The following is a 22,055-nucleotide window of genomic DNA, read 5'->3' as shown; positions in this document are numbered from 1 at the left end:
CAAGTCAGGTAGAATGCGCGCCCGCTTTCTGGAGACGAACATGACCCTGCTCAAATTCAGCGATGTGTCCCTCGCATTCGGCGCGATGCCGCTGCTGGACAAAGTGTCCTGGCAGATCGCCCGTGGCGAGCGGGTGTGCATCATCGGCCGCAACGGCACCGGCAAGTCGAGCATGCTGCGCCTGGTCAAGGGCGAGCAGAAGGGCGACGACGGCGAGATCTGGCGCGCCCCTGGCCTGAAGATCGGTGAGCTGCCACAAGAGCTGCCGGTTGCCGACGAGCGCACGGTGTTCGACGTGGTCGCGGCAGGCCTGGATGGCGTTGGCGAGTTGCTGGCCGAGTTCCATCACCTGAGCCAGAACATCCAGGGCGATGACGACCTGGAAAAACTCATGCACGTCCAGCACGAACTGGAGGCCCGCGACGGCTGGCGCCTGCAGCAGGTGGTGGAAAGCACCCTGAGCCGCCTGCAGTTGCCCGCCGACAAGACCCTGGCCGAGCTCTCCGGTGGCTGGCGCCGCCGTGTGCTGTTGGCCCAGGCGCTGGTGTCCGAGCCTGACCTGCTGTTGCTCGACGAACCGACCAACCACCTGGACATCGGTGCCATCGCCTGGCTCGAAGAAGCCCTGCGCGGCTTCAACGGCGCCGTGCTGTTCATTACCCACGACCGTTCCTTCCTGCAGAACCTCGCCACGCGCATCCTCGAACTGGACCGCGGCGGCCTGATCGACTGGAACGGCGACTACGCCAGCTTCCTGGTGCACAAGGAGGCCGCGCTGGCCGCCGAAGAGACTGCCAATGCGCTGTTCGACAAGCGCCTGGCCCAGGAAGAAGTGTGGATTCGCCAGGGCATCAAGGCCCGCCGTACCCGTAACGAAGGCCGCGTGCGTGCCCTCAAGGCCTTGCGCGTGGAGCGTAGCGAGCGTCGCGAGCGCCAGGGCAAGGCGAACATCCAGATCGAGGCGGCGGACAAGTCCGGAAAGCAAGTCATGGTGCTGGAGAACGTCAGCTTCCATCACGCCGATGGGCCGTTGCTGGTCAAGGACTTCTCCATGGTCCTGCAGCGCCAGGACCGTATCGGCCTGCTGGGTGCCAACGGTACCGGCAAGACCACCCTGCTGAAGATGATGCTCGGTGACCTGGAGCCTACCGCAGGCAAGGTCGAGCGCGGCACCAAGCTGGAAGTGGCCTACTTCGACCAGATGCGCCATCAGCTCGATCTGGAAAAGACCGTCATCGACAACCTCGCCGAAGGCCGCGACTTCATCGAGATCGATGGCCAGAACCGCCATGTGCTGAGCTACCTCGGTGATTTCCTGTTCAGCCCGCAGCGTGCGCGCACGCCGGTCAAGGCGCTGTCCGGTGGCGAGCGTGCGCGTCTGCTGCTGGCCAAGCTGTTCAGCAAGCCGGCCAACCTGCTGGTGCTCGACGAGCCGACCAACGACCTGGATGTGGAAACCCTCGAGCTGCTCGAAGAGGTGCTGTCCAACTACAAGGGTACCGTGCTGATGGTCAGCCACGACCGGGCCTTCCTCGACAACGTCGTTACCAGCACGCTGGTGTTCGAAGGTGAGGGCAAGGTGCGCGAGTATGTCGGTGGCTACGAAGACTGGATCCGCCAAGGTGGTTCGGCGAAGCTGCTCGGCGTGACCGAGAGCAAGAGTGGCAAGTCCGAGCTCAACAGTGCCGTGGTCGAAAAGCCGGTGGAAGTGGCAACGCCTGCGCCAGCCGCGCCGGTGGCGGATGCTTCGAAGAAGAAGCTCAGCTACAAGCTGCAGCGCGAGCTGGAGATGCTGCCGGGGCAGATCGACGAGGTCGAGCAGCGCATGGCCGAGGCGCAGGAGGAAGTAAACGCTGCCGGCTTCTATCAGCGGCCGATTGCCGAAACCTCGGCAGTGCTGGCCAGGATCGAGAAGCTGCAAGGCGAGCTGGATGCGCTGGTAGAGCGGTGGGCTGAGCTGGAAGGCTGATCAGTCCTCACTGGCCTCTTTGCGGCGGTTCGACGCCTCGATAAACCCGCTCCCACAGGTATTGCAAAACCCTGTGGGAGCGGGTTTGCCCGCGAAAGGGCCGGCCCTGGTTACATCACTCTTTCTTCTGCAGGCGCACCGCCAGCACATCGCACGGTGCGCCGTGCAGCACGTCATTGGCGGTGGAGCCCAGCAGCAATGCCAGGCCATGGCGGCCATGGCTGCCGACCACGATCAGGTCGCAGTGCTGCTCCTTGGCAAGCTGGTGGATTTCCTGGCGCGGCTGGCCGTAGGTCAGGTGCGAGTCGCCACGGTTGATGTCGGGGTACTTGTTGAACAGCCGGTCCATGCGCTCCTTGGCCTGGTCGAACTGCTGCTGTTGCAGTTGCGATAGGTCCATCGGCACGTCGCCACCAAAGGCCATGGCCATCGGTTCGACGATATGCACCAGCGAGACCTTGGCATTCGACGGTGCCGCCAGCGCCATGGCACGTTTGATCACCGGGTCGCATTCTTCGGTAAGGTCGACAGCGACCAGAAGATGTTCGTAGGACATGAGCTGTACTCCTGACAATCGCGATAGTAGAAGTATGGTCGCTTTCCGGCAGGTCATCCGTGAATACTGAGTAACCCGCTCATTTGCAACGCTTTATGGAATCTACAGATATGACGGTATGGCTAGTGGTGTCAATCCTTGCGCTGATTCTCAGTCCGCTTTCCTGGTTGCGCCTGTCGCGCAAGCAGGGGCAGCAGATGAGCCTGCGCCTGGAGGCGCGGCGCATGGGCCTGGCCATGCAGCTGGCACCGCAGCAGTGGCCGCACTGGTTTGAGCAGGAGCCGCCGAGCCCGTGCCCACAGTACCATCGCGGGCGCCGCCGGGGGCACGAAGACAGCTGGAGCTACTGGCAGGTCAGCCCCGGCGTCTGGTGGAACCAGTGGAAGGAAGTGTGCGAAGAACCGCGCCTGAACGAGGTGTTTGCGCGCCTGCCGGAGACCGTCTACAAGGTCGAGGCCGACAAGCGCATGATCGCCCTGTACTGGAGCGAGCGCGGTGATGAATCTGTATTGCAGGATATTGCCCACGCCTTCGACACCCTGGCTTGATGGCATAACGACAAAGCGGCAACCCGGTAGCTACCAGGTTGCCGCTTTGTCGTTTCTGCAGCGCAGAAAAGGCCAGGCAGGCCGGGAAATTCTTGAATCCAGTCGCAGTGTAGCCATTGCCTGGCCGGTTGCATGAAAAAATTGCAGCGCTGGCCGTCTCCTTGTAGTCAATCGCTCACATGAATGATCGGCAATCACTGTCATCATGTTTTGGCCTCCGGCGATACAAAATGACCGGAAAGTCGCGTTTTCACCCCGTTCGGGAGCATTTGACAACGCCGATCTTTTCGGAGAATGTGTGCATACCCAAATCAAACGGGCGTATGAATTGAGCGTTTGTATGTCATACCGCTCATACAGAATCCCGACTAGCGCGCTGACGGGTGTGCCTGGGGCAAGGGCGGCAAGACCTACTCTTCCACCAGCGATCGGCGTGTACAGTTCAGCTTCCATATCGTGGAGATCAGTTGATGATTTACGAAGGTAAAGCCATCACGGTTAAGGCTCTTGAAAGCGACATCGTCGAACTGAAGTTCGACCTCAAGGGTGAGTCCGTCAACAAGTTCAATCGCCTGACCCTGGACGAGCTGCGCCAGGCCGTCGACGCCATCAAGGCCGACGCCTCGGTGAAAGGCGTGATCGTCAGCAGTGGCAAGGACGTGTTCATCGTCGGCGCCGACATCACCGAGTTCGTCGACAACTTCAAGCTGCCCGAGGCCGAACTGGTTGCCGGCAACCTGGAAGCCAACCGCATCTTCAACGCCTTCGAAGACCTCGAAGTGCCGACCGTGGCGGCCATCAACGGTATCGCCCTGGGTGGCGGCCTGGAAATGTGCCTGGCAGCCGACTACCGGGTCATGTCCAGCAGCGCCAAGATCGGCCTGCCGGAAGTCAAGCTGGGCATCTACCCAGGCTTCGGCGGCACCGTGCGCCTGCCGCGCCTGATCGGCTCGGACAACGCCATCGAGTGGATCGCCGCTGGCAAGGAAAACCGTGCCGAAGACGCCCTGAAAGTCGGTGCCGTCGATGCCGTGGTCGCCCCTGAGCTGCTGCAGGCCGGCGCCCTGGACCTGATCAAGCGCGCCATCAGCGGCGAGCTGGACTACAAGGCCAAGCGCCAGCCCAAGCTGGAAAAGCTCAAGCTCAACGCCATCGAGCAGATGATGGCCTTCGAGACCGCCAAGGGCTTCGTTGCTGGCCAGGCTGGCCCGAACTACCCGGCGCCGGTCGAAGCCATCAAGACCATTCAGAAGGCCGCCAACTTCGGCCGCGACAAGGCCCTGGAAGTCGAGGCCGCAGGCTTCGCCAAGCTGGCCAGGACCTCGGTTGCCGAAAGCCTGATCGGCCTGTTCCTGAATGACCAGGAACTGAAGCGCAAGGCCAAGGCCCATGACGAAATCGCCCACGACGTGAAGCAGGCCGCCGTACTCGGTGCCGGCATCATGGGTGGCGGCATCGCCTACCAGTCGGCGGTCAAGGGCACCCCGATCCTGATGAAGGACATCCGCGAGGAGGCCATCCAGCTGGGCCTGAACGAGGCCTCCAAGCTGCTCGGCAATCGCGTCGAAAAGGGCCGCCTGACACCGGCGAAAATGGCCGAGGCGCTCAACGCCATTCGCCCGACCCTGTCGTACGGCGACTTCGCCAACGTCGACATCGTCGTCGAAGCTGTGGTCGAGAACCCGAAGGTCAAGCAGGCCGTGCTGGCCGAAGTGGAAGGCCAGGTGAAGGAGGATGCGATTCTCGCTTCCAACACCTCGACCATTTCCATCAACCTGCTGGCCAAGGCGCTCAAGCGCCCGGAAAACTTCGTCGGCATGCACTTCTTCAACCCGGTGCACATGATGCCGCTGGTGGAAGTGATCCGTGGCGAGAAGTCCAGTGAAGTCGCCGTCGCCACCACCGTGGCCTACGCCAAGAAGATGGGCAAGAACCCGATCGTGGTCAACGACTGCCCGGGCTTCCTGGTCAACCGTGTGCTGTTCCCGTACTTCGGCGGTTTCGCCAAGCTGGTCAGCGCTGGTGTGGACTTCGTGCGCATCGACAAGGTCATGGAGAAGTTCGGCTGGCCGATGGGCCCGGCCTACCTGATGGACGTGGTCGGCATCGACACCGGCCACCACGGCCGTGACGTGATGGCCGAAGGCTTCCCGGACCGCATGAAGGACGAGCGCCGCTCGGCCGTCGACGCCCTGTACGAGGCTAACCGCCTGGGCCAGAAGAACGGCAAGGGCTTCTACGCCTACGAGACCGACAAGCGCGGCAAGCCGAAGAAAGTCTTCGACGCCACCGTGCTGGATGTGCTCAAGCCGATCGTCTTCGAGCAGCGTGAAGTGACCGACGAAGACATCATCAACTGGATGATGGTGCCACTGTGCCTGGAGACCGTGCGCTGCCTGGAAGACGGCATCGTCGAAACCGCTGCCGAAGCCGACATGGGCCTGGTCTATGGCATTGGTTTCCCTCCATTCCGTGGTGGTGCGCTGCGTTACATCGACTCGATCGGTGTGGCCGAATTCGTTGCCCTGGCCGACCAGTACGCCGACCTGGGGCCGCTGTACCACCCGACCGCGAAGCTGCGTGAAATGGCCAAGAACGGCCAGCGCTTCTTCAACTGAGTGGTCAACGAGCTAGAGCGAGAGATTTGATATGAGCCTGAATCCAAGAGACGTGGTGATTGTCGACTTCGGTCGCACCCCCATGGGCCGCTCCAAGGGTGGCATGCACCGCAACACCCGCGCCGAAGACATGTCCGCGCACCTGATCAGCAAGCTGCTGGAGCGCAACGGCAAGGTTGACCCGAAAGAAGTCGAAGACGTGATCTGGGGCTGCGTCAACCAGACCCTGGAGCAGGGCTGGAACATCGCCCGCATGGCGTCGCTGATGACCCAGATCCCGCACACCTCGGCCGCCCAGACCGTCAGCCGCCTGTGCGGCTCGTCGATGAGCGCACTGCACACCGCAGCCCAGGCGATCATGACCGGCAACGGTGACGTGTTCGTGGTCGGCGGCGTCGAGCACATGGGTCACGTCAGCATGATGCATGGCGTCGACCCCAACCCGCACATGTCGCTGCACGCGGCCAAGGCGTCCGGGATGATGGGCCTGACCGCCGAGATGCTGGGCAAGATGCATGGCATCAGCCGTGAGCAGCAGGACCTGTTCGGCCTGCGTTCGCACCAGCTCGCCCACAAGGCGACGGTCGAAGGCAAGTTCAAGGATGAAATCATCCCGATGCAGGGCTATGACGAGAACGGCTTCCTGAAGGTCTTCGACTTCGACGAGACCATTCGCCCGGAAACCACCCTCGAGGGCCTGGCGTCGCTGAAACCGGCGTTCAACCCGAAAGGCGGCACCGTGACTGCGGGTACTTCGTCGCAGATCACCGACGGTGCTTCGTGCATGATCGTCATGTCCGGCCAGCGCGCCATGGACCTGGGCATCCAGCCTCTGGCGGTGATCCGCTCGATGGCGGTGGCCGGTGTCGACCCGGCGATCATGGGCTACGGCCCGGTGCCAGCGACCCAGAAAGCCCTCAAGCGCGCCGGCCTGACCATGGCCGATATCGACTTCATCGAACTCAACGAAGCCTTCGCCGCACAGGCCCTGCCAGTGCTCAAAGACTTGAAAGTGCTCGACAAGATGGATGAGAAGGTTAACCTGCACGGCGGCGCCATCGCTTTGGGCCACCCGTTCGGTTGCTCCGGTGCACGTATTTCCGGCACCCTGCTCAACGTCATGAAGCAGAACGGCGGTACCCTGGGTGTGGCGACCATGTGCGTCGGCCTCGGCCAAGGTATCACCACTGTCTTCGAACGCGTCTGATCGCGTTGCGGGACAGCAGCCGGGGCCTTGTGCCCCGGTTTTTGTTTTTTTACAGAATTTGTTTCAAGAGGAAGGGCGACATGCAGATACAACCAGGCGTATACCGGCATTACAAAGGGCCTGAGTACCGTGTCTTCAGTGTTGCACGGCACTCCGAGAACGAAGAGTGGATGGTCTTCTACCAATGCCTGTATGGTGATTACAGCTTCTGGGTGAGGCCTCTTGCAATGTTCCAGGAGTCCGTCGAGGTTGACGGCGAGCAGGTGCCGCGCTTTGCTTTGGTCAAGGCCGAAGAAGGGCTGCCCGAGCTGTCTGGCAAGTCGCAAGCGTGATCGACCACGCTTGACCTCACTCTTTTGCCACTATATATAGCGGTGCCGCGTCCGGCACCTGACGCGTTTTTCATCTTCAGATTCAGGAATACTCCGATCCATGGGCAAATCGCTGGTCATTGTGGAATCCCCGGCCAAGGCCAAGACCATCAACAAGTACCTGGGCAACCAGTACGTGGTGAAGTCGAGTATCGGCCATATCCGAGACCTCCCCACCAGCGGTTCGGCCAGCGCAAGCAAAGAGCCGGCCGCCAAGCGTGGCAAGGCTGCTGCGGGTGAGGCTCCGGCGCTGTCGCCGAAAGAGAAGGCCCGTCGCCAGCTGGTGGCGCGCATGGGTGTCGACCCCGAGCACGGCTGGAAGGCCAAGTACGAGATCCTTCCTGGCAAGGAAAAGGTGATCGAAGAACTGCGCCGCCTGGCCAAGGATGCCGACACCATCTATCTCGCAACCGACTTGGACCGCGAAGGGGAAGCCATTGCCTGGCACCTGCGCGAAGCCATCGGTGGTGACGACACCCGCTACAAGCGCGTGGTGTTCAACGAAATTACCAAGAAGGCGATCCAGGAAGCGTTCTCGCAGCCGGGCGAGCTGGATATCGACCGGGTCAACGCCCAGCAGGCGCGGCGCTTCCTCGACCGCGTGGTGGGCTACATGGTCTCGCCGCTGCTGTGGGCCAAGATCGCCCGTGGCCTGTCTGCCGGCCGCGTGCAGTCGGTGGCGGTGAAGCTGGTGGTCGAGCGTGAGCGCGAGATCCGTGCCTTCGTCCCGGAAGAATACTGGGAAGTGCACGCCGACCTCGGCACCGCCAAGAACGCCAAGGTGCGCTTCGAAGTGGCGCGCGAGAAGGGTGAAGCCTTCAAGCCGCTGAACGAAGCCCAGGCGATGGCTGCGCTGGAGAAGCTCAAGGCTTCCAGCTACAGCGTGATCAAGCGCGAAGACCGCCCGACCAGCAGCAAGCCGTCGGCCCCGTTCATCACCTCCACCCTGCAGCAGGCCGCGAGCAACCGCCTGGGCTTCGGGGTGAAGAAGACCATGATGATGGCCCAGCGTCTGTACGAAGCGGGTTACATCACCTACATGCGTACCGACTCGACCAACCTGTCGGCCGACGCCCTGGACATGGCGCGCAGCTACATCGAGCGCGAGTTCGGCAAGCAGTACCTGCCGGAAGCCCCGCTGGTGTATGGCAGCAAGGAAGGCGCCCAGGAAGCGCACGAGGCGATTCGCCCCTCCGACGTCAACACCCATCCGACCAAGCTCAGCGGCATGGAGCGGGACGCGGAGCGCCTGTACGAGCTGATCTGGCGCCAGTTCCTGGCCTGCCAGATGCCACCGGCGCAATACCTGTCCACCAGCGTCACCGTGGCGGCTGGCGACTTCGAGCTGCGCGCCAAGGGCCGCATCCTCAAGTTCGACGGTTACACCCGCGTGCTGCCACAGCAGAGCAAGCCGGGCGAGGACGATGTGCTGCCGGAAATGGCCCAGGGCGAAGCGCTCAAGCTGATCCAGCTCGACCCGAGCCAGCACTTCACCAAGCCGCCGGCGCGCTTCACCGAAGCCAGCCTGGTCAAGGAAATGGAAAAGCGCGGCATTGGCCGCCCGTCGACCTACGCGGCGATCATTTCCACCATCCAGGACCGCGGTTACGTCACCTTGCACAACCGCCGCTTCTACTCCGAGAAGATGGGCGACATCGTCACCGAGCGCCTGTCGGAAAGCTTCTCCAACCTGATGGACTACGGCTTCACTGCCGGCATGGAAGAGAACCTCGACGACGTGGCCCAGGGCGAACGTGACTGGAAGAACGTGCTCGACGAGTTCTACGGCGACTTCAGCAAGAAGCTGCTGACTGCCGAGTCCGCCGAAAGCGGCATGCGTGCCAATCAGCCGACCATGACCAACATTCCGTGCAAGGAATGTGGCCGGCCGATGATGATCCGCACCGCCTCCACTGGCGTGTTCCTCGGTTGCTCGGGTTACAGCCTGCCGCCGAAAGAGCGTTGCAAGGCGACCGTGAACCTGGTGCCGGGCGACGAGATTGCCGCGGACGACGAGGGTGAATCGGAGTCGCGCGTGCTGCTCGGCAAGCACCGCTGCCCGATCTGTGCCACGGCGATGGATGCCTACTTGCTGGACGAGAAGCACAAGCTGCACATCTGCGGTAACAACCCGGATTGCGCTGGCTACGAGATCGAAGAGGGCAGCTACCGTATCAAGGGCTACGAAGGGCCGAGCCTGGAGTGCGACAAGTGCGGCAGCGAAATGCAGCTCAAGACGGGCCGTTTCGGCAAGTTCTTCGGTTGCACCAACCCGACGTGCAAGAACACCCGCAAACTGCTCAAGAGCGGCGAGGCAGCGCCACCTAAGATGGACAAGGTGGAAATGCCAGAGCTCAAGTGCGAGAAGGTCGACGACACCTACGTGTTGCGTGATGGCGCTTCGGGGCTGTTCCTGGCTGCCAGCCAGTTCCCGAAAAACCGCGAGACCCGTGCACCGCTGGTGCTGGAGATCGTGCCGCACAAGCACGAGATCGATCCGAAGTACCACTTCCTGTGCGATGCACCACAGAAAGACCCGGAAGGTCGCCCGGCGGTGATTCGTTACAGCCGCAAGACCAAGGAGCAGTACGTGCAGTCCGAGGTCGATGGCAAGCCGACCGGCTGGAAGGCGTTCTACGACGGTGGAAGCTGGAAAGTCGAAGACAAGCGCTGATCCTTTGGCGCTGTAATTGGGGCCGCTTCGCGCCCCTTCGCGGGTGAACCCGCTCCCACAGGTAAGGCATCGCCCTTAGGGCTGTTGCGATCTCTGTGGGAGCGGGTTTACCCGCGAAGGGCCGCAAGGCGGCCCCAATCATTTATGATGCAGCTATCCGCCTCGCAGCCTTACGGAGGGCACTGAAATGGCCCAGGAACTCTACACCCGCACCAACCAGAAACTGTTCTTCGCAGGCCTGGCCCTCGAATCCATGGCCAAGGCCGAACAGAGCCAGGCCATGAACGCTCAAGGCCTGATCCAGGCCGAACGCGAGTCGGCGCTGTTCCACCTGTACGGCGCGCTGCTGGGGCTGTGTCATGAAATCGGTGGCTTCTACCGCCTGCCGGTGGTGGCTTCGGTCGAACAGGCACTGGCCGACGATGCGCTGAACAACATCGCCATTCCTGAAGTGGCGGAGATGCTCGAACTGGTTCGCCAGCGCGAAACCTGGTTGGCGCAACTGCTCAGTGCTTATGCCGATTTGTTCCGACCACCGGTCGTGAAAAAAGCACCCAAAACCGACGTTACCCAGCCGCTGATCCAGACGGTCAATCTCGATGAGCCCGAGCATCCTGCGCTTTCGCGGGATGAGCTGGAAAGCTGGCGTAATAACCTCAAAGGCTTGGTGAGACGTTTCCGCGACGCGTTGAGTGAGTGCTGATAGCCGCAGCGGCTGGTACACTAACGGCCTTTCGTGGAGAACTGCCCTATATGTCTACGTCGTTTCTGGAAATTGTCGAGTTGCCTGATGGCCGTATCGAGCTGCGTCGCGCCGAGGATGAAGGCTCCCTGGTAACCCTGGATTTCTCGGAAGACGCCAAGGCGTTCCTGCAGGGCCAGCATGTCGAGGTGGCGAAGGCCATGCTGAGCGTTGGCGTGCAGATGGCAGGTCGCCTGATGGATGGTGAGCTGGAGCGCGACGAAGGGCCACGCGTGCTGCACTAAAGCGTCCGCTTGAATTGCTTTACAGGCAAAGCCTGAACATCAGCCGAGGCGGATGTTCAGGCTTTGTGCGTTTCCGGCACTGGCAGCGCGTACCAGTTGTTGGCGAGCGGTAGCGTTGACGCTACCCAGCCAGCTGACGACTGTGTGGCTGCGACCCAGTCGCAATGCTTCGCAGGCCAGTTGCAGCGCGCTCTGATTGCCGCTGGGCTGCAGCAGCAGGATCCGTTCCCGGTTCAGCCCGGCATCACGCAGCCAGGCCTGGGTCAGGCTGGCCGGTGGGGCGATAAGCGTCAGCCAGCGGGCTTCTTCCTCTTCGCTCAGTTCACGTAACACCGGTGCCAACAGGCTCTGGCAGTGTTCGGGGGCGCCACGCAGGGACAGCTCGCTGAACAGCTCCGGATGGCTGCTCTTGCGGGCCTGCTCGCTGGCCTTCAGGCCTGGCAGTACCGGCTGGGCGAGGAACGCTTCGAACAGCGGAAGCTGGACCTGCTGATGTGCTTGGATGGACTGCTGCATGACGCCTCCTGGATCAGCGGCGAATGACGCCGACACTCAAACCCTCGATCACCAGTTCCTGTTCTTTCAGGTCGACTTCGATGGGGGCGAACTCGGGGTTTTCGGCGATCAGCCAGACCTTGCTGCCTTCGCGCTTGAAGCGCTTGACGGTCACTTCATCGCCGATGCGAGCGACGACGATCTGGCCATTGCGGGCCTCGCGGCAAGTGTGCACTGCCAGCAGGTCGCCGTCGAAGATGCCGACGTCCTTCATGCTCATGCCGTGCACGCGCAACAAATAGTCGGCACGGGGGTGGAAGAAGGTCGGGTTGATGTTGCAGGATTGCTCGATGTGCTGTTCGGCGAGGATAGGGGCGCCAGCCGCTACGCGGCCGATGATCGGCAAGCCGTTTTCTTCGGCCTTGGTCTCGAAGCCCGGAATGCGGATGCCACGGGAAGCGCCCGGGGTCATTTCGATCGCGCCTTTGCGGGCGAGGGCCTTGAGGTGCTCCTCGGCGGCGTTCGGCGACTTGAAGCCCAGCTCCTGAGCGATTTCCGCACGCGTCGGTGGGAAGCCGTTGTCTTCGAGGCAGCGTTTGATGAAAGCCAGGATCTCGGCTTGGCGTGGCGTCAGTTTCAACATGGCAGGCGCTCTGTCTTTTTATACAGTGACTGGAATTATATACAGTACTGGATGCGCTGCAAGCACAAAGCAGCGGGAAATACGCAGGATGACGCTTGCAGCCTGCAGTCTGGCGCTTTTAAATGGCGACCGCCCAGTCACCGAGCCTTGACATAAGCAGGGCTGAAACGTATGTTTCAAACACCTGTTTGTCTCTGTCTGGCGGAGTAGTGATGGCCCAATCTGAAACCGTTGAACGCATCCTCGATGCTGCCGAGCAGCTGTTCGCGGAACGAGGCTTCGCGGAAACCTCATTGCGGCTGATTACCAGCAAGGCCGGGGTCAACCTCGCAGCGGTCAACTACCATTTCGGCTCGAAAAAAGCCCTGATCCAGGCGGTCTTCTCGCGCTTCCTCGGGCCGTTCTGCGCCAGCCTGGAACGCGAGCTGGAACGGCGTCAGGCCAAGCCCGAGCAAAAGCCCAGCCTCGAAGAACTGCTGGAAATGTTGGTGGAGCAGGCGTTGGTGGTGCAGCCGCGCAGCAACAACGACCTGTCGATCTTCATGCGCCTGCTGGGCCTGGCCTTCAGCCAAAGCCAGGGCCACCTGCGGCGCTATCTTGAGGACATGTACGGCAAAGTGTTCCGCCGCTACATGCTGCTTGTGAACGAAGCTGCACCGCGCATTCCGCCGCTGGAGCTGTTCTGGCGCGTGCACTTCATGCTGGGTGCCGCGGCGTTCAGCATGTCCGGGATCAAGGCGTTGCGCGCCATTGCCGAGACCGATTTCGGCATCAACACGTCGATCGAGCAGGTCATGCGCCTGATGGTGCCGTTCCTGGCCGCCGGCATGCGTGCCGACACCGGTGTCACCGACAACGCCATGGCCAGCGCCCAGCTGCGCCCGCGCAGCAAGACGGGCAGCGCCACCGCCAAGGCCTGAAGGCTGGGCGGGGCAGGGCGCTTCGGCTAAGCTAGCGCCCATGCCTGACCTCGATTTCCTGCACATCTCCCTCGCCGACCAGCGCCTCTACGGCTTTGCCCAGGGCCAGCTGCGCGTGCGCCTTGCGGTGTCCACTGCGCGCAATGGCGCGGGTGAGCGCGGTGGCTCGGGTTGCACGCCGCGCGGGCTGCACCAGGTGCGTGCGCGGATCGGCGCGGGCTTGCCAGTCAATGCCGTGCTGCAAGGCCGGCGCTGGACCGGCGAGGTCTGGTCGCCGGCGCTGCACGCGCAGCATCCCGGGCGTGACTGGATCCTGACCCGCATCCTCTGGCTCAGCGGCTGCGAGCCGGGCATCAACCGCCTGGGCAGTGTTGACACCTTTCGCCGCTACATCTATCTGCACGGCACGCCGGATACGGAACCCTTGGGCGTGCCGCTGTCCCATGGCTGCATACGTTTGCGCAACACCGATCTGCTTGGCCTGTTCGAGCGCGTTCCGGCACATTGCCCGGTGCGTATCGACGAGGCCGCCTGCCCCCAGTGGGCTTCACTGAATCTGCAATGAAGGATTGCCTATGACCGCCAGCCTGCAAGGCTCCCTGATGGTGGATATCGCCGGTAAATGGCTGACTGCCGAAGATCGCCAGCTCCTGCGCCAGCCGGAAGTGGCCGGCCTGATCATCTTTGCCCGCAACATCGACAGCCCGCGCCAGGTGCGCGAGCTGTGCGCCTCGATCCGCGCCATCCGCCCCGACCTGATCCTGGCGGTCGACCAGGAAGGCGGGCGGGTGCAGCGCCTGCGCCAGGGCTTCGTGCGCCTGCCGGCGATGCGCGCCATCGCCGACAATGCCAATGCTGAGTACCTGGCCGAGCAGTGCGGCTGGCTGATGGCGACCGAGGTGCTGGCAGTCGGCCTCGACCTCAGCTTCGCGCCGGTGCTCGATCTCGATCACCAGCGCAGCGCGGTGGTTGGCAGCCGTGCCTTCGAAGGTAACCCCGAGCGTGCCACACAGCTGGCTGGCGCGTTCATTCGCGGCATGAATGCAGCGGGCATGGCGGCCTGTGGCAAGCACTTCCCGGGGCATGGCTGGGCCGAGGCGGATTCGCACGTGGCGATTCCTACCGACGAGCGCAGCCTCGATCAGCTGCGCCAGGCGGACCTGGTGCCGTTCTCCCGCCTCAGCGGGCAACTGGCGGCGGTGATGCCGGCCCATGTGATCTACCCCCAGGTCGACAACCAGCCGGCCGGGTTCTCGCGGCGCTGGCTGCAGGACATCCTGCGCGGCGAGCTGGGCTTCGACGGGGTGATCTTCAGTGACGACCTGTCCATGGCCGGTGCGCACGTGGTCGGTGATGCCGCCAATCGCATCGAGGCGGCGCTGAGCGCCGGTTGCGACATGGGCCTGGTGTGCAACGACCGGGCGGCGGCGGAGCTGGCATTGACCGCAGCACAGCGCTTGAAGGTCAAGCCGTCGCCGCGCATTGCGCAGATGCGTGGGCGTGGCTTTGCGCGTACCGATTATCGCCAGCAGCCGCGTTGGCTGGAGGCCCTGGGGGCCTTGAAGGACGCACAGCTGGTCGATTGACTTCGTCGGCCCCTTCGCGGGCAAGCCCGCTCCCACAGAGATGGCGTCGGCCTTGAGAGCAGCGCAATTCCTGTGGGAGCGGGCGTGCCCGCGAAGAGGCCAGTACAGGAAAAACCGGGCTTAGCGCCCCCGCTTGCCAGGCAAGGGGGCAAACAGCGCCTCAATCTCATCATCCCCCAGCCGCCACTGCCCCGCCTGCCCACCATCGAGCAGGCTTGCCGCCAATGCTGCCTTCTCCTGCTGCAGCGCCTGGATCTTCTCTTCCACCGTCCCCCGGGTTATCAGCTTGAACACAAACACCGGCTTGTCCTGGCCAATCCGGTAGGCGCGGTCGGTCGCCTGGTTCTCGCTGGCCGGGTTCCACCACGGGTCGAAGTGGATCACGGTGTCCGCAGCGGTGAGGTTCAGCCCCACACCACCAGCCTTGAGGCTGATCAGGAACACTTCGCTGTCGCCCTGCTGGAACTGTTGCACTGGCGTGCGCCGGTCGCGGGTGTCGCCGGTGAGCAGGCTGTAGCGGATCTTGCGCTTTTCCAGCTCCTGCTCGATCAGTGCCAGCATCGAGGTGAACTGCGAGAACAGCAGGACCCGGCGCCCCTCGCTGAGCAGCTCTTCGAGCATCTCCAGCAGCGCGCCGAGCTTGCCCTTGTCGGCCTGGTTGCCCTTGGTCTCGACCCCTTTGACCAGGCGCAGGTCGCAGCACACCTGGCGCAGCTTGAGCAGGGCGTCGAGGATCACGATCTGGCTGCGCGCCGCACCGTTGCGGGCGATTTCGTCGCGGACCTTCTTGTCCATGGCCACGCGCACCGCTTCGTAGGTGTCGCGCTGGGCGTCACTGAGTTCGACCCAGTGGACCATTTCGGTCTTGGCCGGCAGCTCGGTGGCCACCTGTTCCTTGGTGCGGCGCAGCAGGAACGGGCGCACCCGGGTGACCAGGTGCGCCAGGCGCTCGGCGTCGGCGTGGCGTTCGATCGGGGTGCGGTAATCCTGGTTGAAGCGTTTCACGTCACCCAGCCAGCCGGGCATGAGGAAGTGGAAGATCGACCACAGCTCGCCCAGGTTGTTTTCCATTGGCGTGCCGGTCAGGCACAGGCGCTGGTTGGCCTGCAGCTCGCAGACGGCGAGGGCGGCCTTGCTGGTGCTGCTCTTGATGTTCTGCGCCTCGTCCAGCACCAGCACATGCCAGGCTTGCGCGCGCAGGTGTTCCAGGTCGCGTGGTACCAGGGCATAGGTGCTGAGCACCAGGTCGTATTCGTGCAGCTTGGCGAAGTGCTTGCTGCGACCCGGGCCGTGCAGGGCCAGAACGCGCAGGCCTGGAGCGAAGCGTCGGGCTTCGTCGAGCCAGTTGGGCACCAGGCTGGTGGGCATCACCGCCAGTGCCGGAGCGGTCAGGCGCCCGGACTGCTTCTCTAGCAGCAGGTGAGCCAGGGCCTGCAGGGTCTTGCCCAGGCCCATGTCGTCGCCAAGGATGCCGCCGGTGCCCATTTCGCGCAGGGCCTGCAGCCAGTTGAGGCCTTGCTGCTGGTAGGGCCGCAAGGTGGCGTTGAGCCCGATCGGTACTTCGACCTGCAGGTCGCGGGCATCACGCAGGCGCCGGCCGAGGTCGCGCACATGGGCGCCGCCCTCCCAGTGCAGCGGCAGGTGCTCGATGTCGTTCAGGCGCGCGGCGTCGGCGCGGTCCATGCGCAGGGTCGGGCCGACCGCATCCTCGTGCAGGTACAGCTCGCCAAGGGTGCCCATCACCGCCTTGATGCGGCCGTAGGGCAGGGCGACGCGCAGCGCCGGGCTGTCCAGGCGGCCGCGGTTGAGGTCGATCAGCAGGTGCTCGTCGTCGCTGCGCCGTGCCAGCTCGCTAGGGCGCAGCAGTTCGGGGTTGCTGCGCAGCAGTTGCAGCACGATCGGCAGCAGGCTGTGACGCTGGCCTTCGACCACGATGCCCAGTTCCAGGTCGAACCATTCATGCCCTGGCGCTTCGTCGATGCTGGCGTACCAGTCGTCCACGTCCTGCAGGTTGAAGGCGAAGTCGCGGTGGATGTCGATGTCCCAGCCGGCCTCGCGCAAGCGAGGCAGGCCATCGCGGGCGAAGCGCAGCCAGGCTTCGTCGTCGGGCAGTTGAAGCATCTCGCCAGCGCTGTCGGGCAGGGCCTTGCTTTGCCGGGTGGCGGGCTTGAAACCGAAGTCGCGCAACACCTTGCGCAGCGCCTGCTCGGCCTGGGGCTGACGGCGGATGCGCTGGTTGGTGGCATCGACCAGGCGGGTCAAAGGCTTGTCGTCGTTGCCGCTGGCGCGCAGGCCGTCGTAGTCGAACGCCAGTGCGGCGCGGTGCTGCATCTGCCGTTGCATGCGCCCGGTCTTGGGCATGTAGGCACTGAATTCGAGGCTGCCGAGGGTCAGGTGCGGCCTGGGTTGCAGGCCGTTGATGAGTTGTTCGTCCAGCGTTGTCGGCGTAGGGAGTTGGTGGTTCAAGGCGTTGAGCTTGTGGCTGAGAGGCACGACGAGGTGTTCCGGGACATCAGGGGCGATGGTCAGTTGCAGGGCAATGTGTGGATCAAGGCTGTGCTCGATCTTGCCCACTTCACTGCTCGAAAAATCGAAATAATAAAGTGGCAGTAGCGCAATCACGCAGCTCAGCGGTGTTTCGCCGTGATACCAGATGCCGCGATAGTGACCATTATCCAGTCGCACCCAGCGGAATTCGGCCGCAAGCGCAGGCCCCTCGCGCAGCAGCGGCTTGTTCTCGTCACAGAGCATGCGTCCGGTATCCAGCGCGCGCTGAAACAGTTCGCCGCCTTCCTGGCCTTTGAGCTGGTAGCCGCGATCCTGGCTACCGGTCTGATTCAGTGCCGAAAGCAGGCGCAGGATGCGGATGTCTTCTTCCTTGACGAAGCGTGGGGGCTCGTAAAGGAATTCGTACAGAGACTGCACACGGGCGTAGCGCAGGCCCTGCTCTTCGCGCATGCCTTTGCGTACCCGCAGCGCGCAGCCGGGTTCTTCGGTCAGCCTGAGCTGGTAGCAGACCATGCGCCCGCGTTTGTCCTGGGCTTCGGCGGGCTCCTGCACAGGTTGCTCGAGGCCTTTCAGCCAGCGCTGCAGGTTGGCTGGCAGTGTATCGCCGCCATTGTTCGCCGCTGCCTGTGGCTCGCTCAGGACGAACAATGCTGCAGCGCAATGCTTGCAGTTCTGCCCCACCGGGCAACTGCACTGGCCGCGGACGTGGCAGCGGCCAGCCAGGGCGGTGAGGGTGATCTTCTGTCGATAGGGGCTGCCTTCGCTGCCACGACAGGTGGCTTCGATGTGTGGGCCGCTGCAGTGTTCGATTTCTACCCGGTCTTCCCGGGCGTAACGCTCGCCGCGCTGCAGGACCGGGTCGGTGAACGACTGGGTCCAGTTCGGGTACTCGCGCAGCAACTGGAGAGCGTCGCGGCTCATTGCATTACTGCTCCATCATCTCCGGGTCCATTACTGGCATCTTCGGCGTGCCCGGTGGCGTGACCTTCAGCAGCAGCGCCAGATGGCCGCCATCGAGGAAGGTCAGCTGGCCGCCTTTCATGTTGCTGTTGCTCTGCTTGAACTGTTCGCTTTGCAGCACGTTACCGTTGCTGTCGAGCTGGTTGACCCAGAAGTTGGCCTCTACGGCGATGAAGCGGCCGGCGGTGATGCCCAGGTTGCCCTCGATGGGGAAGTGGCCGAACTGCTCGTTGCCGGCGCCCAGGGCGATGCGGCTGGTGTCGCTGCTGACCGGCTGCTGCCAGGCCTTGTGCAGCAGCACGGTGTAGTCGGCGGTGGCCTCCAGTCGAGTGGCCTCGTCCTGCAGGGCCAGCGGGCGTTCGGCGCCCTTGTCCAGGCGCGGGGCGCCCGCGCTCCAGTCTTCCGGGGCGAACGGGCTGGTGAAGGCAGGCACGCTGTTCTGCCGCACCAGGATCATTTCTACCTGATACATCCCTTCGGCAAAGGCAGCTGGCGCGAACAGCGCGAGCAGCAGGGTCAGGCAACGGATGGCACGCATGGATCTTCCTTAGGCAGGCTGTGGGGTCAGGCGCTCGAACAGCGCCTCCAGGGTATTGAAGCGTTCTTCGGGGCGTTCCATCGGTACCAGGAAACGGAACTGCGTCGCGCCTTCGAACTTGTAGCGTTTGGGCTGGCCCTGGATCAGCTTGATCAGGGTCAGCGGATCGACCGGGGTCTCGGCCTCGAATTCGAGCTTGCCGCCGTTGGGGCCGGCGTCGACCTTCTTGATGCCGAGGGTTTCCGCCTGCAGCTTGAGCTGGGTCAGGCGCATCAGGTTCTTGGTCGGCTCGGGCAGCAGGCCGAAGCGGTCGATCATCTCCACTTGCAGGTCCTTGAGGCCGTCTTCGTCGGCCGCCGAGGCGATGCGCTTGTAGAGGATCAGGCGGGCGTGCACGTCGGGCAGATAGTCCTCGGGAATCAGCGCCGGCAGGCGCAGGTTGATCTCCGGGCCGCCGCCCAGCGGCTGCTCGAGGTTTGGCTGGGTGCCCTTGCGGATGGCCTTGACCGCACGTTCGAGCATTTCCATGTACAGGGTGAAGCCCACTGCCTGGATCTGCCCGCTCTGGCCTTCGCCAAGCAGCTCGCCGGCACCGCGGATCTCCAGGTCGTTGGTGGCCAGCACGAAGCCGGCACCGAGGTCCTGGGTGTTGGCGATGGCCTCCAGGCGCTTTTCGGCGTCGGCGCTGATCTTCTGCCGCTGCGGCGTCAGCAGGTAGGCGTAGGCCTGGTGGTGGCTACGGCCAACCCGGCCGCGCAGCTGGTGCAGCTGGGCCAGGCCGAACTTGTCGGCGCGCTCGATGACGATGGTGTTGGCACTGGGCACGTCGATGCCGGTCTCGATGATGGTCGAGGCGATCAGCACGTTGAAGCGCTTGTGATAGAAGTCGCTCATCACCTGTTCCAGTTCGCGTTCGCGCATCTGCCCGTGGCCGATGCCGATACGTGCTTCCGGAACCAGCTCGGCCAGCTCGGAGGCGCACTTCTCGATGGTTTTCACATCGTTGTGCAGGTAGTACACCTGGCCGCCGCGCAGCAGTTCACGCAGTAGCGCTTCCTTGACCGTGCTCTTGTTCTGCTCCATGACGAAGGTGCGCACCGACAGGCGCCGCGCCGGCGGCGTGGCGATGATCGACAGGTCGCGCATGCCCGCCACCGCCATGTTCAGCGTGCGCGGGATCGGCGTGGCGGTCAGGGTGAGGATGTCCACTTCGCTGCGCAGGGCCTTGAGCTGCTCCTTCTGGCGCACGCCGAACCGGTGTTCCTCGTCGATGATCGCCAGGCCCAGGTCCTTGAAGCGCACGTCATCCTGCAGCAGCTTGTGGGTGCCGATAAGGATGTCGATCTTGCCTTCGGCGAGGTCGGCGGCCGCAGCGGCCACTTCCTTGGCCGACTTGAAGCGGCTCATCACCTCGACCTTCACCGGCCATTCGGCAAAGCGGTCGCGGAAGCTGTTGTAGTGCTGCTGGGCGAGCAGGGTGGTCGGCACCAGCACCGCCACCTGGCGGCCGCTGTGCACTGCGATGAAGGCGGCGCGCATGGCCACTTCGGTCTTGCCGAAGCCGACGTCGCCGCACACCAGGCGGTCCATCGGCTTGGGTGCCAGCATGTCGACGCGCACCGCCTCGATCGCCGCTTGCTGGTCGGGGGTCTCCTCGAACGGGAAGCCCGCGCTGAACGTGGCGTAGTCGGCAGCCGGGTCGGCAAACGCATAGCCCTTGCGCGCCGCGCGGCGGGCATAGATGTCGAGCAGCTCGGCCGCCACGTCACGAACCTGTTCGGCGGCCTTGCGCTTGGCTTTCTGCCAGGCCTCGGAGCCCAGCCGGTGCAGTGGCGCCAGGGCGTCATCGCTGCCGGTGTAGCGGGCGATCAGGTGCAGGTTGGCTACCGGCACATACAGCTTGGCGCCCTCGGCATATTCCAGGGTGAGGAATTCGGCGGCCTGGCCGTCGATCTCCAGGGTGGCCAGGCCCAGGTAGCGGCCCACGCCATGGTCGATGTGCACCACCGGCGCGCCTTCGCGCAGCTCGGTGAGGTTCTTGATGACCGCGTCGTTGGCGGCCTCGCCGCGTTTTTCACGGCGCCGGCGCTGCATCACGCGCTGGCCGAACAGCGGGCTCTCGGCGACCAGGGCAACGGCCGGGTCTTCCAGCAGCAGGCCGTCGTCGAGCGGGGCGATAGTGATCGCCAGGCGCTCACGGCCGGTAATGAAATCGGCCCAGCTGTCGACCGTCTGCGGGCGCAGCTTGAGGCGTTCGAGCAGTTCCAGCAGCACCTCGCGGCGGCCCGCCGATTCGGCGGTGAACAACACGCGGCCGCTGAACTGGTCGAGGAACTCGGCCAGCGCCGCCAGCGGCTGGTTGGCCTTGGCTTCGATGGCCAGGTTGGGCAGGGCGCGTGCCGGGAAGCGCTCGCGGCCGGCACCGGCTTCGATGTCGTCGGCGCTGACCACCACCCGTGGCCACTGCTTGAGCTGGGCGAAGCAGTCCTCCACGGGCAGGAACAGTTCGGCTGGCGGCAGCAACGGGCGGGTCAGGTCGCCACGGCGTTCTTCATAGCGCCCGCGCACGTCGTTCCAGAAGTGCTCGGCAGCTTGCTCGACGCCCGGCAGCGAGAACACCTGGGTGTCGGCGGGCAGGTAGTCGAACAGGGTCGAGGTCTCTTCGAAGAACAGCGGCAGGTAGTACTCGATGCCGGCGGGGATGATGCCGCTGGCCAGGTCCTGGAAGATCGCGCTGCGGCGGAAGTCGACATCGAAGCGCTCACGGAAGCGCGCCTTGAAGCGGGTCACCTCTTCCTTCTGCATGGGGAACTCGCGCGCCGGCAGCAGGCGGATCGAGTCGACCTTGTCGATCGAGCGCTGGGTCTCCGGGTCGAAGGTGCGCAGGGTCTCGATCTCGTCATCGAACAGGTCGATGCGATAGGGCAGCTTGCTGCCCATCGGGAACAGGTCGATCAGGGCGCCACGCACGGCGAACTCGCCATGCTCGTAGACCGTGTCGACGCAGCGGTAGCCGGTGGCCTCCAGGCGCGTGCGCATCTGTTCGACGTCGATGGTCTGGCCCACGTCCAGCACCAGGCTGCTGCCCAGCAGGAAACGCGTGGGGGCCAGGCGGTGCAGGGCGGTGGTGATCGGTACTACCAGAATGCCGTGGCTCAGCTCCGGCAGCCGGTAGAGGCTGGCGATGCGCTGGGAGATGATGTCCTGGTGCGGCGAGAACAGGTCGTAGGGCAGGGTTTCCCAATCGGGGAACGGCAGCACCGGCAGGTCCGGGGCAAAGAAGCGCAGCTCCTGTTCCAGACGATCGGCCGCCTGGCTGTCGGCGGTCAGCAGCAGGGTGAAGCGGCCCGCGCTGCTGGCGGCCTCGGCGATGGCCAGGCTGAGGGCGGCCCCGGGCAGGTTGCCCCAGGTTTGTTTGCCGGCCGTGGCCGACATTTGCGGAAGGCGCAGAACTGACACGGGAGATTGCACTCCA

Annotated in this window: 17 protein-coding genes; 11 read left to right on the top strand and 6 right to left on the bottom strand. The window is 63.9% G+C overall.

Translation table 11 applies throughout. The features are described 5' to 3' along the window. The first annotated feature begins 40 nt into the window (after window positions 1-40). Complete coding sequence (locus J7573_RS26215; RefSeq protein ID WP_294341652.1) at window positions 41-1,969, top strand: ATP-binding cassette domain-containing protein; 1,929 nt, start codon at window positions 41-43, stop codon at window positions 1,967-1,969. Between the two features lie 115 nt (window positions 1,970-2,084). Here J7573_RS26215 and J7573_RS26210 read toward each other — a convergent pair whose 3' ends face one another. Beyond that, window positions 2,085-2,525: a universal stress protein gene (locus J7573_RS26210; RefSeq protein WP_294341649.1), complete on the bottom strand. Its 441-nt coding sequence runs from the start codon at window positions 2,523-2,525 to the stop codon at window positions 2,085-2,087. A 110-nt stretch (window positions 2,526-2,635) separates the two neighbouring features. Here J7573_RS26210 and J7573_RS26205 point away from each other — a divergent pair, with 110 nt between their 5' ends. The 7 genes from J7573_RS26205 (at window position 2,636) to J7573_RS26175 (ending at window position 10,930) form a co-directional block, all read left to right on the top strand. Continuing rightward, window positions 2,636-3,073 carry a hypothetical protein gene (locus J7573_RS26205; protein WP_294341646.1) on the top strand — a complete coding sequence of 146 codons (438 nt, stop codon included), beginning with the start codon at window positions 2,636-2,638 and terminating at the stop codon, window positions 3,071-3,073. 470 nt (window positions 3,074-3,543) lie between these two features. After that, window positions 3,544-5,691: a fatty acid oxidation complex subunit alpha FadB gene (gene fadB, locus J7573_RS26200; RefSeq protein ID WP_294341644.1), complete on the top strand. Its 2,148-nt coding sequence runs from the start codon at window positions 3,544-3,546 to the stop codon at window positions 5,689-5,691. A 31-nt stretch (window positions 5,692-5,722) separates the two neighbouring features. Further along, on the top strand, window positions 5,723-6,898 hold the full coding sequence (gene fadA, locus J7573_RS26195; RefSeq protein ID WP_294341643.1) for an acetyl-CoA C-acyltransferase FadA: 1,176 nt from the start codon (window positions 5,723-5,725) through the stop codon (window positions 6,896-6,898). Between the two features lie 80 nt (window positions 6,899-6,978). Further along, window positions 6,979-7,230, top strand: coding sequence for a DUF1653 domain-containing protein (locus J7573_RS26190; protein ID WP_079227151.1), 252 nt, complete (start codon window positions 6,979-6,981; stop codon window positions 7,228-7,230). Between the two features lie 100 nt (window positions 7,231-7,330). Then, the gene (topA, locus tag J7573_RS26185; RefSeq protein WP_294341641.1) at window positions 7,331-9,943 is read left to right on the top strand and encodes a type I DNA topoisomerase; all 2,613 of its coding nucleotides are present in this window, start codon (window positions 7,331-7,333) and stop codon (window positions 9,941-9,943) included. Window positions 9,944-10,130: 187 nt separating this feature from the next. After that, window positions 10,131-10,646, top strand: a complete 516-nt coding sequence (locus J7573_RS26180; protein WP_294341638.1) for a DUF6586 family protein — start codon at window positions 10,131-10,133, stop codon at window positions 10,644-10,646. A gap of 50 nt (window positions 10,647-10,696) precedes the next feature. Beyond that, complete coding sequence (locus J7573_RS26175) at window positions 10,697-10,930, top strand: hypothetical protein (protein WP_004376430.1); 234 nt, start codon at window positions 10,697-10,699, stop codon at window positions 10,928-10,930. A gap of 39 nt (window positions 10,931-10,969) precedes the next feature. Here J7573_RS26175 and sulA read toward each other — a convergent pair whose 3' ends face one another. Together sulA and lexA are read right to left on the bottom strand one after the other, a co-directional pair. Continuing rightward, window positions 10,970-11,446: an SOS-induced cell division inhibitor SulA gene (sulA, locus tag J7573_RS26170; RefSeq protein ID WP_294341603.1), complete on the bottom strand. Its 477-nt coding sequence runs from the start codon at window positions 11,444-11,446 to the stop codon at window positions 10,970-10,972. A gap of 13 nt (window positions 11,447-11,459) precedes the next feature. Continuing rightward, window positions 11,460-12,068: a transcriptional repressor LexA gene (lexA, locus tag J7573_RS26165; protein WP_294341597.1), complete on the bottom strand. Its 609-nt coding sequence runs from the start codon at window positions 12,066-12,068 to the stop codon at window positions 11,460-11,462. Between the two features lie 212 nt (window positions 12,069-12,280). On the opposite strand from lexA, the gene J7573_RS26160 reads away from it, so the two are divergent. Genes J7573_RS26160 through nagZ form a run of 3 tightly spaced genes read left to right on the top strand, consistent with a single transcriptional unit; the run spans window position 12,281 to window position 14,574 of the window. Then, a complete protein-coding gene (locus J7573_RS26160) occupies window positions 12,281-12,988 on the top strand; it encodes a TetR/AcrR family transcriptional regulator (RefSeq protein WP_294341595.1) in 708 nt (235 codons plus the stop codon). A 40-nt stretch (window positions 12,989-13,028) separates the two neighbouring features. Further along, complete coding sequence (locus tag J7573_RS26155; RefSeq protein WP_294341593.1) at window positions 13,029-13,553, top strand: L,D-transpeptidase; 525 nt, start codon at window positions 13,029-13,031, stop codon at window positions 13,551-13,553. A 22-nt stretch (window positions 13,554-13,575) separates the two neighbouring features. After that, complete coding sequence (gene nagZ, locus J7573_RS26150) at window positions 13,576-14,574, top strand: beta-N-acetylhexosaminidase (RefSeq protein ID WP_181004570.1); 999 nt, start codon at window positions 13,576-13,578, stop codon at window positions 14,572-14,574. Between the two features lie 120 nt (window positions 14,575-14,694). On the opposite strand, the gene J7573_RS26145 is transcribed toward nagZ, so the two are convergent. Genes J7573_RS26145 through mfd form a run of 3 tightly spaced genes read right to left on the bottom strand, consistent with a single transcriptional unit; the run spans window position 14,695 to window position 22,039 of the window. Beyond that, window positions 14,695-18,003, bottom strand: a complete 3,309-nt coding sequence (locus J7573_RS26145) for a DEAD/DEAH box helicase (protein ID WP_294341589.1) — start codon at window positions 18,001-18,003, stop codon at window positions 14,695-14,697. A gap of 4 nt (window positions 18,004-18,007) precedes the next feature. After that, entirely contained in the window at window positions 18,008-18,580 is a 573-nt protein-coding gene (locus J7573_RS26140; protein WP_294341587.1) for a CsiV family protein, read from the bottom strand. Window positions 18,581-18,589: 9 nt separating this feature from the next. Continuing rightward, entirely contained in the window at window positions 18,590-22,039 is a 3,450-nt protein-coding gene (gene mfd, locus J7573_RS26135; protein WP_294341585.1) for a transcription-repair coupling factor, read from the bottom strand. Between the last annotated feature and the right edge of the window lie 16 nt (window positions 22,040-22,055).

The organism is Pseudomonas sp., assembly GCF_017744435.1.
Lineage (GTDB): Bacteria > Pseudomonadota > Gammaproteobacteria > Pseudomonadales > Pseudomonadaceae > Aquipseudomonas.
This window is presented reverse-complemented; position numbering and strand designations above follow the sequence as displayed.

What these genes read in the sequence shown, in the direction of transcription:
- fadA (WP_294341643.1), top strand. Translation starts at nt 5,723, where the DNA reads ATGAGCCTGAATCCAAGAGACGTGGTGATTGTCGACTTCGGTCGCACC.
- J7573_RS26205 (WP_294341646.1), top strand. Translation starts at nt 2,636, where the DNA reads ATGACGGTATGGCTAGTGGTGTCAATCCTTGCGCTGATTCTCAGTCCG.
- J7573_RS26190 (WP_079227151.1), top strand. Translation starts at nt 6,979, where the DNA reads ATGCAGATACAACCAGGCGTATACCGGCATTACAAAGGGCCTGAGTAC.
- J7573_RS26210 (WP_294341649.1), bottom strand. Translation starts at nt 2,525, where the DNA reads ATGTCCTACGAACATCTTCTGGTCGCTGTCGACCTTACCGAAGAATGC.
- J7573_RS26175 (WP_004376430.1), top strand. Translation starts at nt 10,697, where the DNA reads ATGTCTACGTCGTTTCTGGAAATTGTCGAGTTGCCTGATGGCCGTATC.
- J7573_RS26155 (WP_294341593.1), top strand. Translation starts at nt 13,029, where the DNA reads ATGCCTGACCTCGATTTCCTGCACATCTCCCTCGCCGACCAGCGCCTC.
- topA (WP_294341641.1), top strand. Translation starts at nt 7,331, where the DNA reads ATGGGCAAATCGCTGGTCATTGTGGAATCCCCGGCCAAGGCCAAGACC.
- lexA (WP_294341597.1), bottom strand. Translation starts at nt 12,068, where the DNA reads ATGTTGAAACTGACGCCACGCCAAGCCGAGATCCTGGCTTTCATCAAA.
- J7573_RS26145 (WP_294341589.1), bottom strand. Translation starts at nt 18,003, where the DNA reads ATGAGCCGCGACGCTCTCCAGTTGCTGCGCGAGTACCCGAACTGGACC.
- J7573_RS26140 (WP_294341587.1), bottom strand. Translation starts at nt 18,580, where the DNA reads ATGCGTGCCATCCGTTGCCTGACCCTGCTGCTCGCGCTGTTCGCGCCA.
- J7573_RS26215 (WP_294341652.1), top strand. Translation starts at nt 41, where the DNA reads ATGACCCTGCTCAAATTCAGCGATGTGTCCCTCGCATTCGGCGCGATG.
- sulA (WP_294341603.1), bottom strand. Translation starts at nt 11,446, where the DNA reads ATGCAGCAGTCCATCCAAGCACATCAGCAGGTCCAGCTTCCGCTGTTC.
- J7573_RS26180 (WP_294341638.1), top strand. Translation starts at nt 10,131, where the DNA reads ATGGCCCAGGAACTCTACACCCGCACCAACCAGAAACTGTTCTTCGCA.
- J7573_RS26160 (WP_294341595.1), top strand. Translation starts at nt 12,281, where the DNA reads ATGGCCCAATCTGAAACCGTTGAACGCATCCTCGATGCTGCCGAGCAG.
- fadB (WP_294341644.1), top strand. Translation starts at nt 3,544, where the DNA reads ATGATTTACGAAGGTAAAGCCATCACGGTTAAGGCTCTTGAAAGCGAC.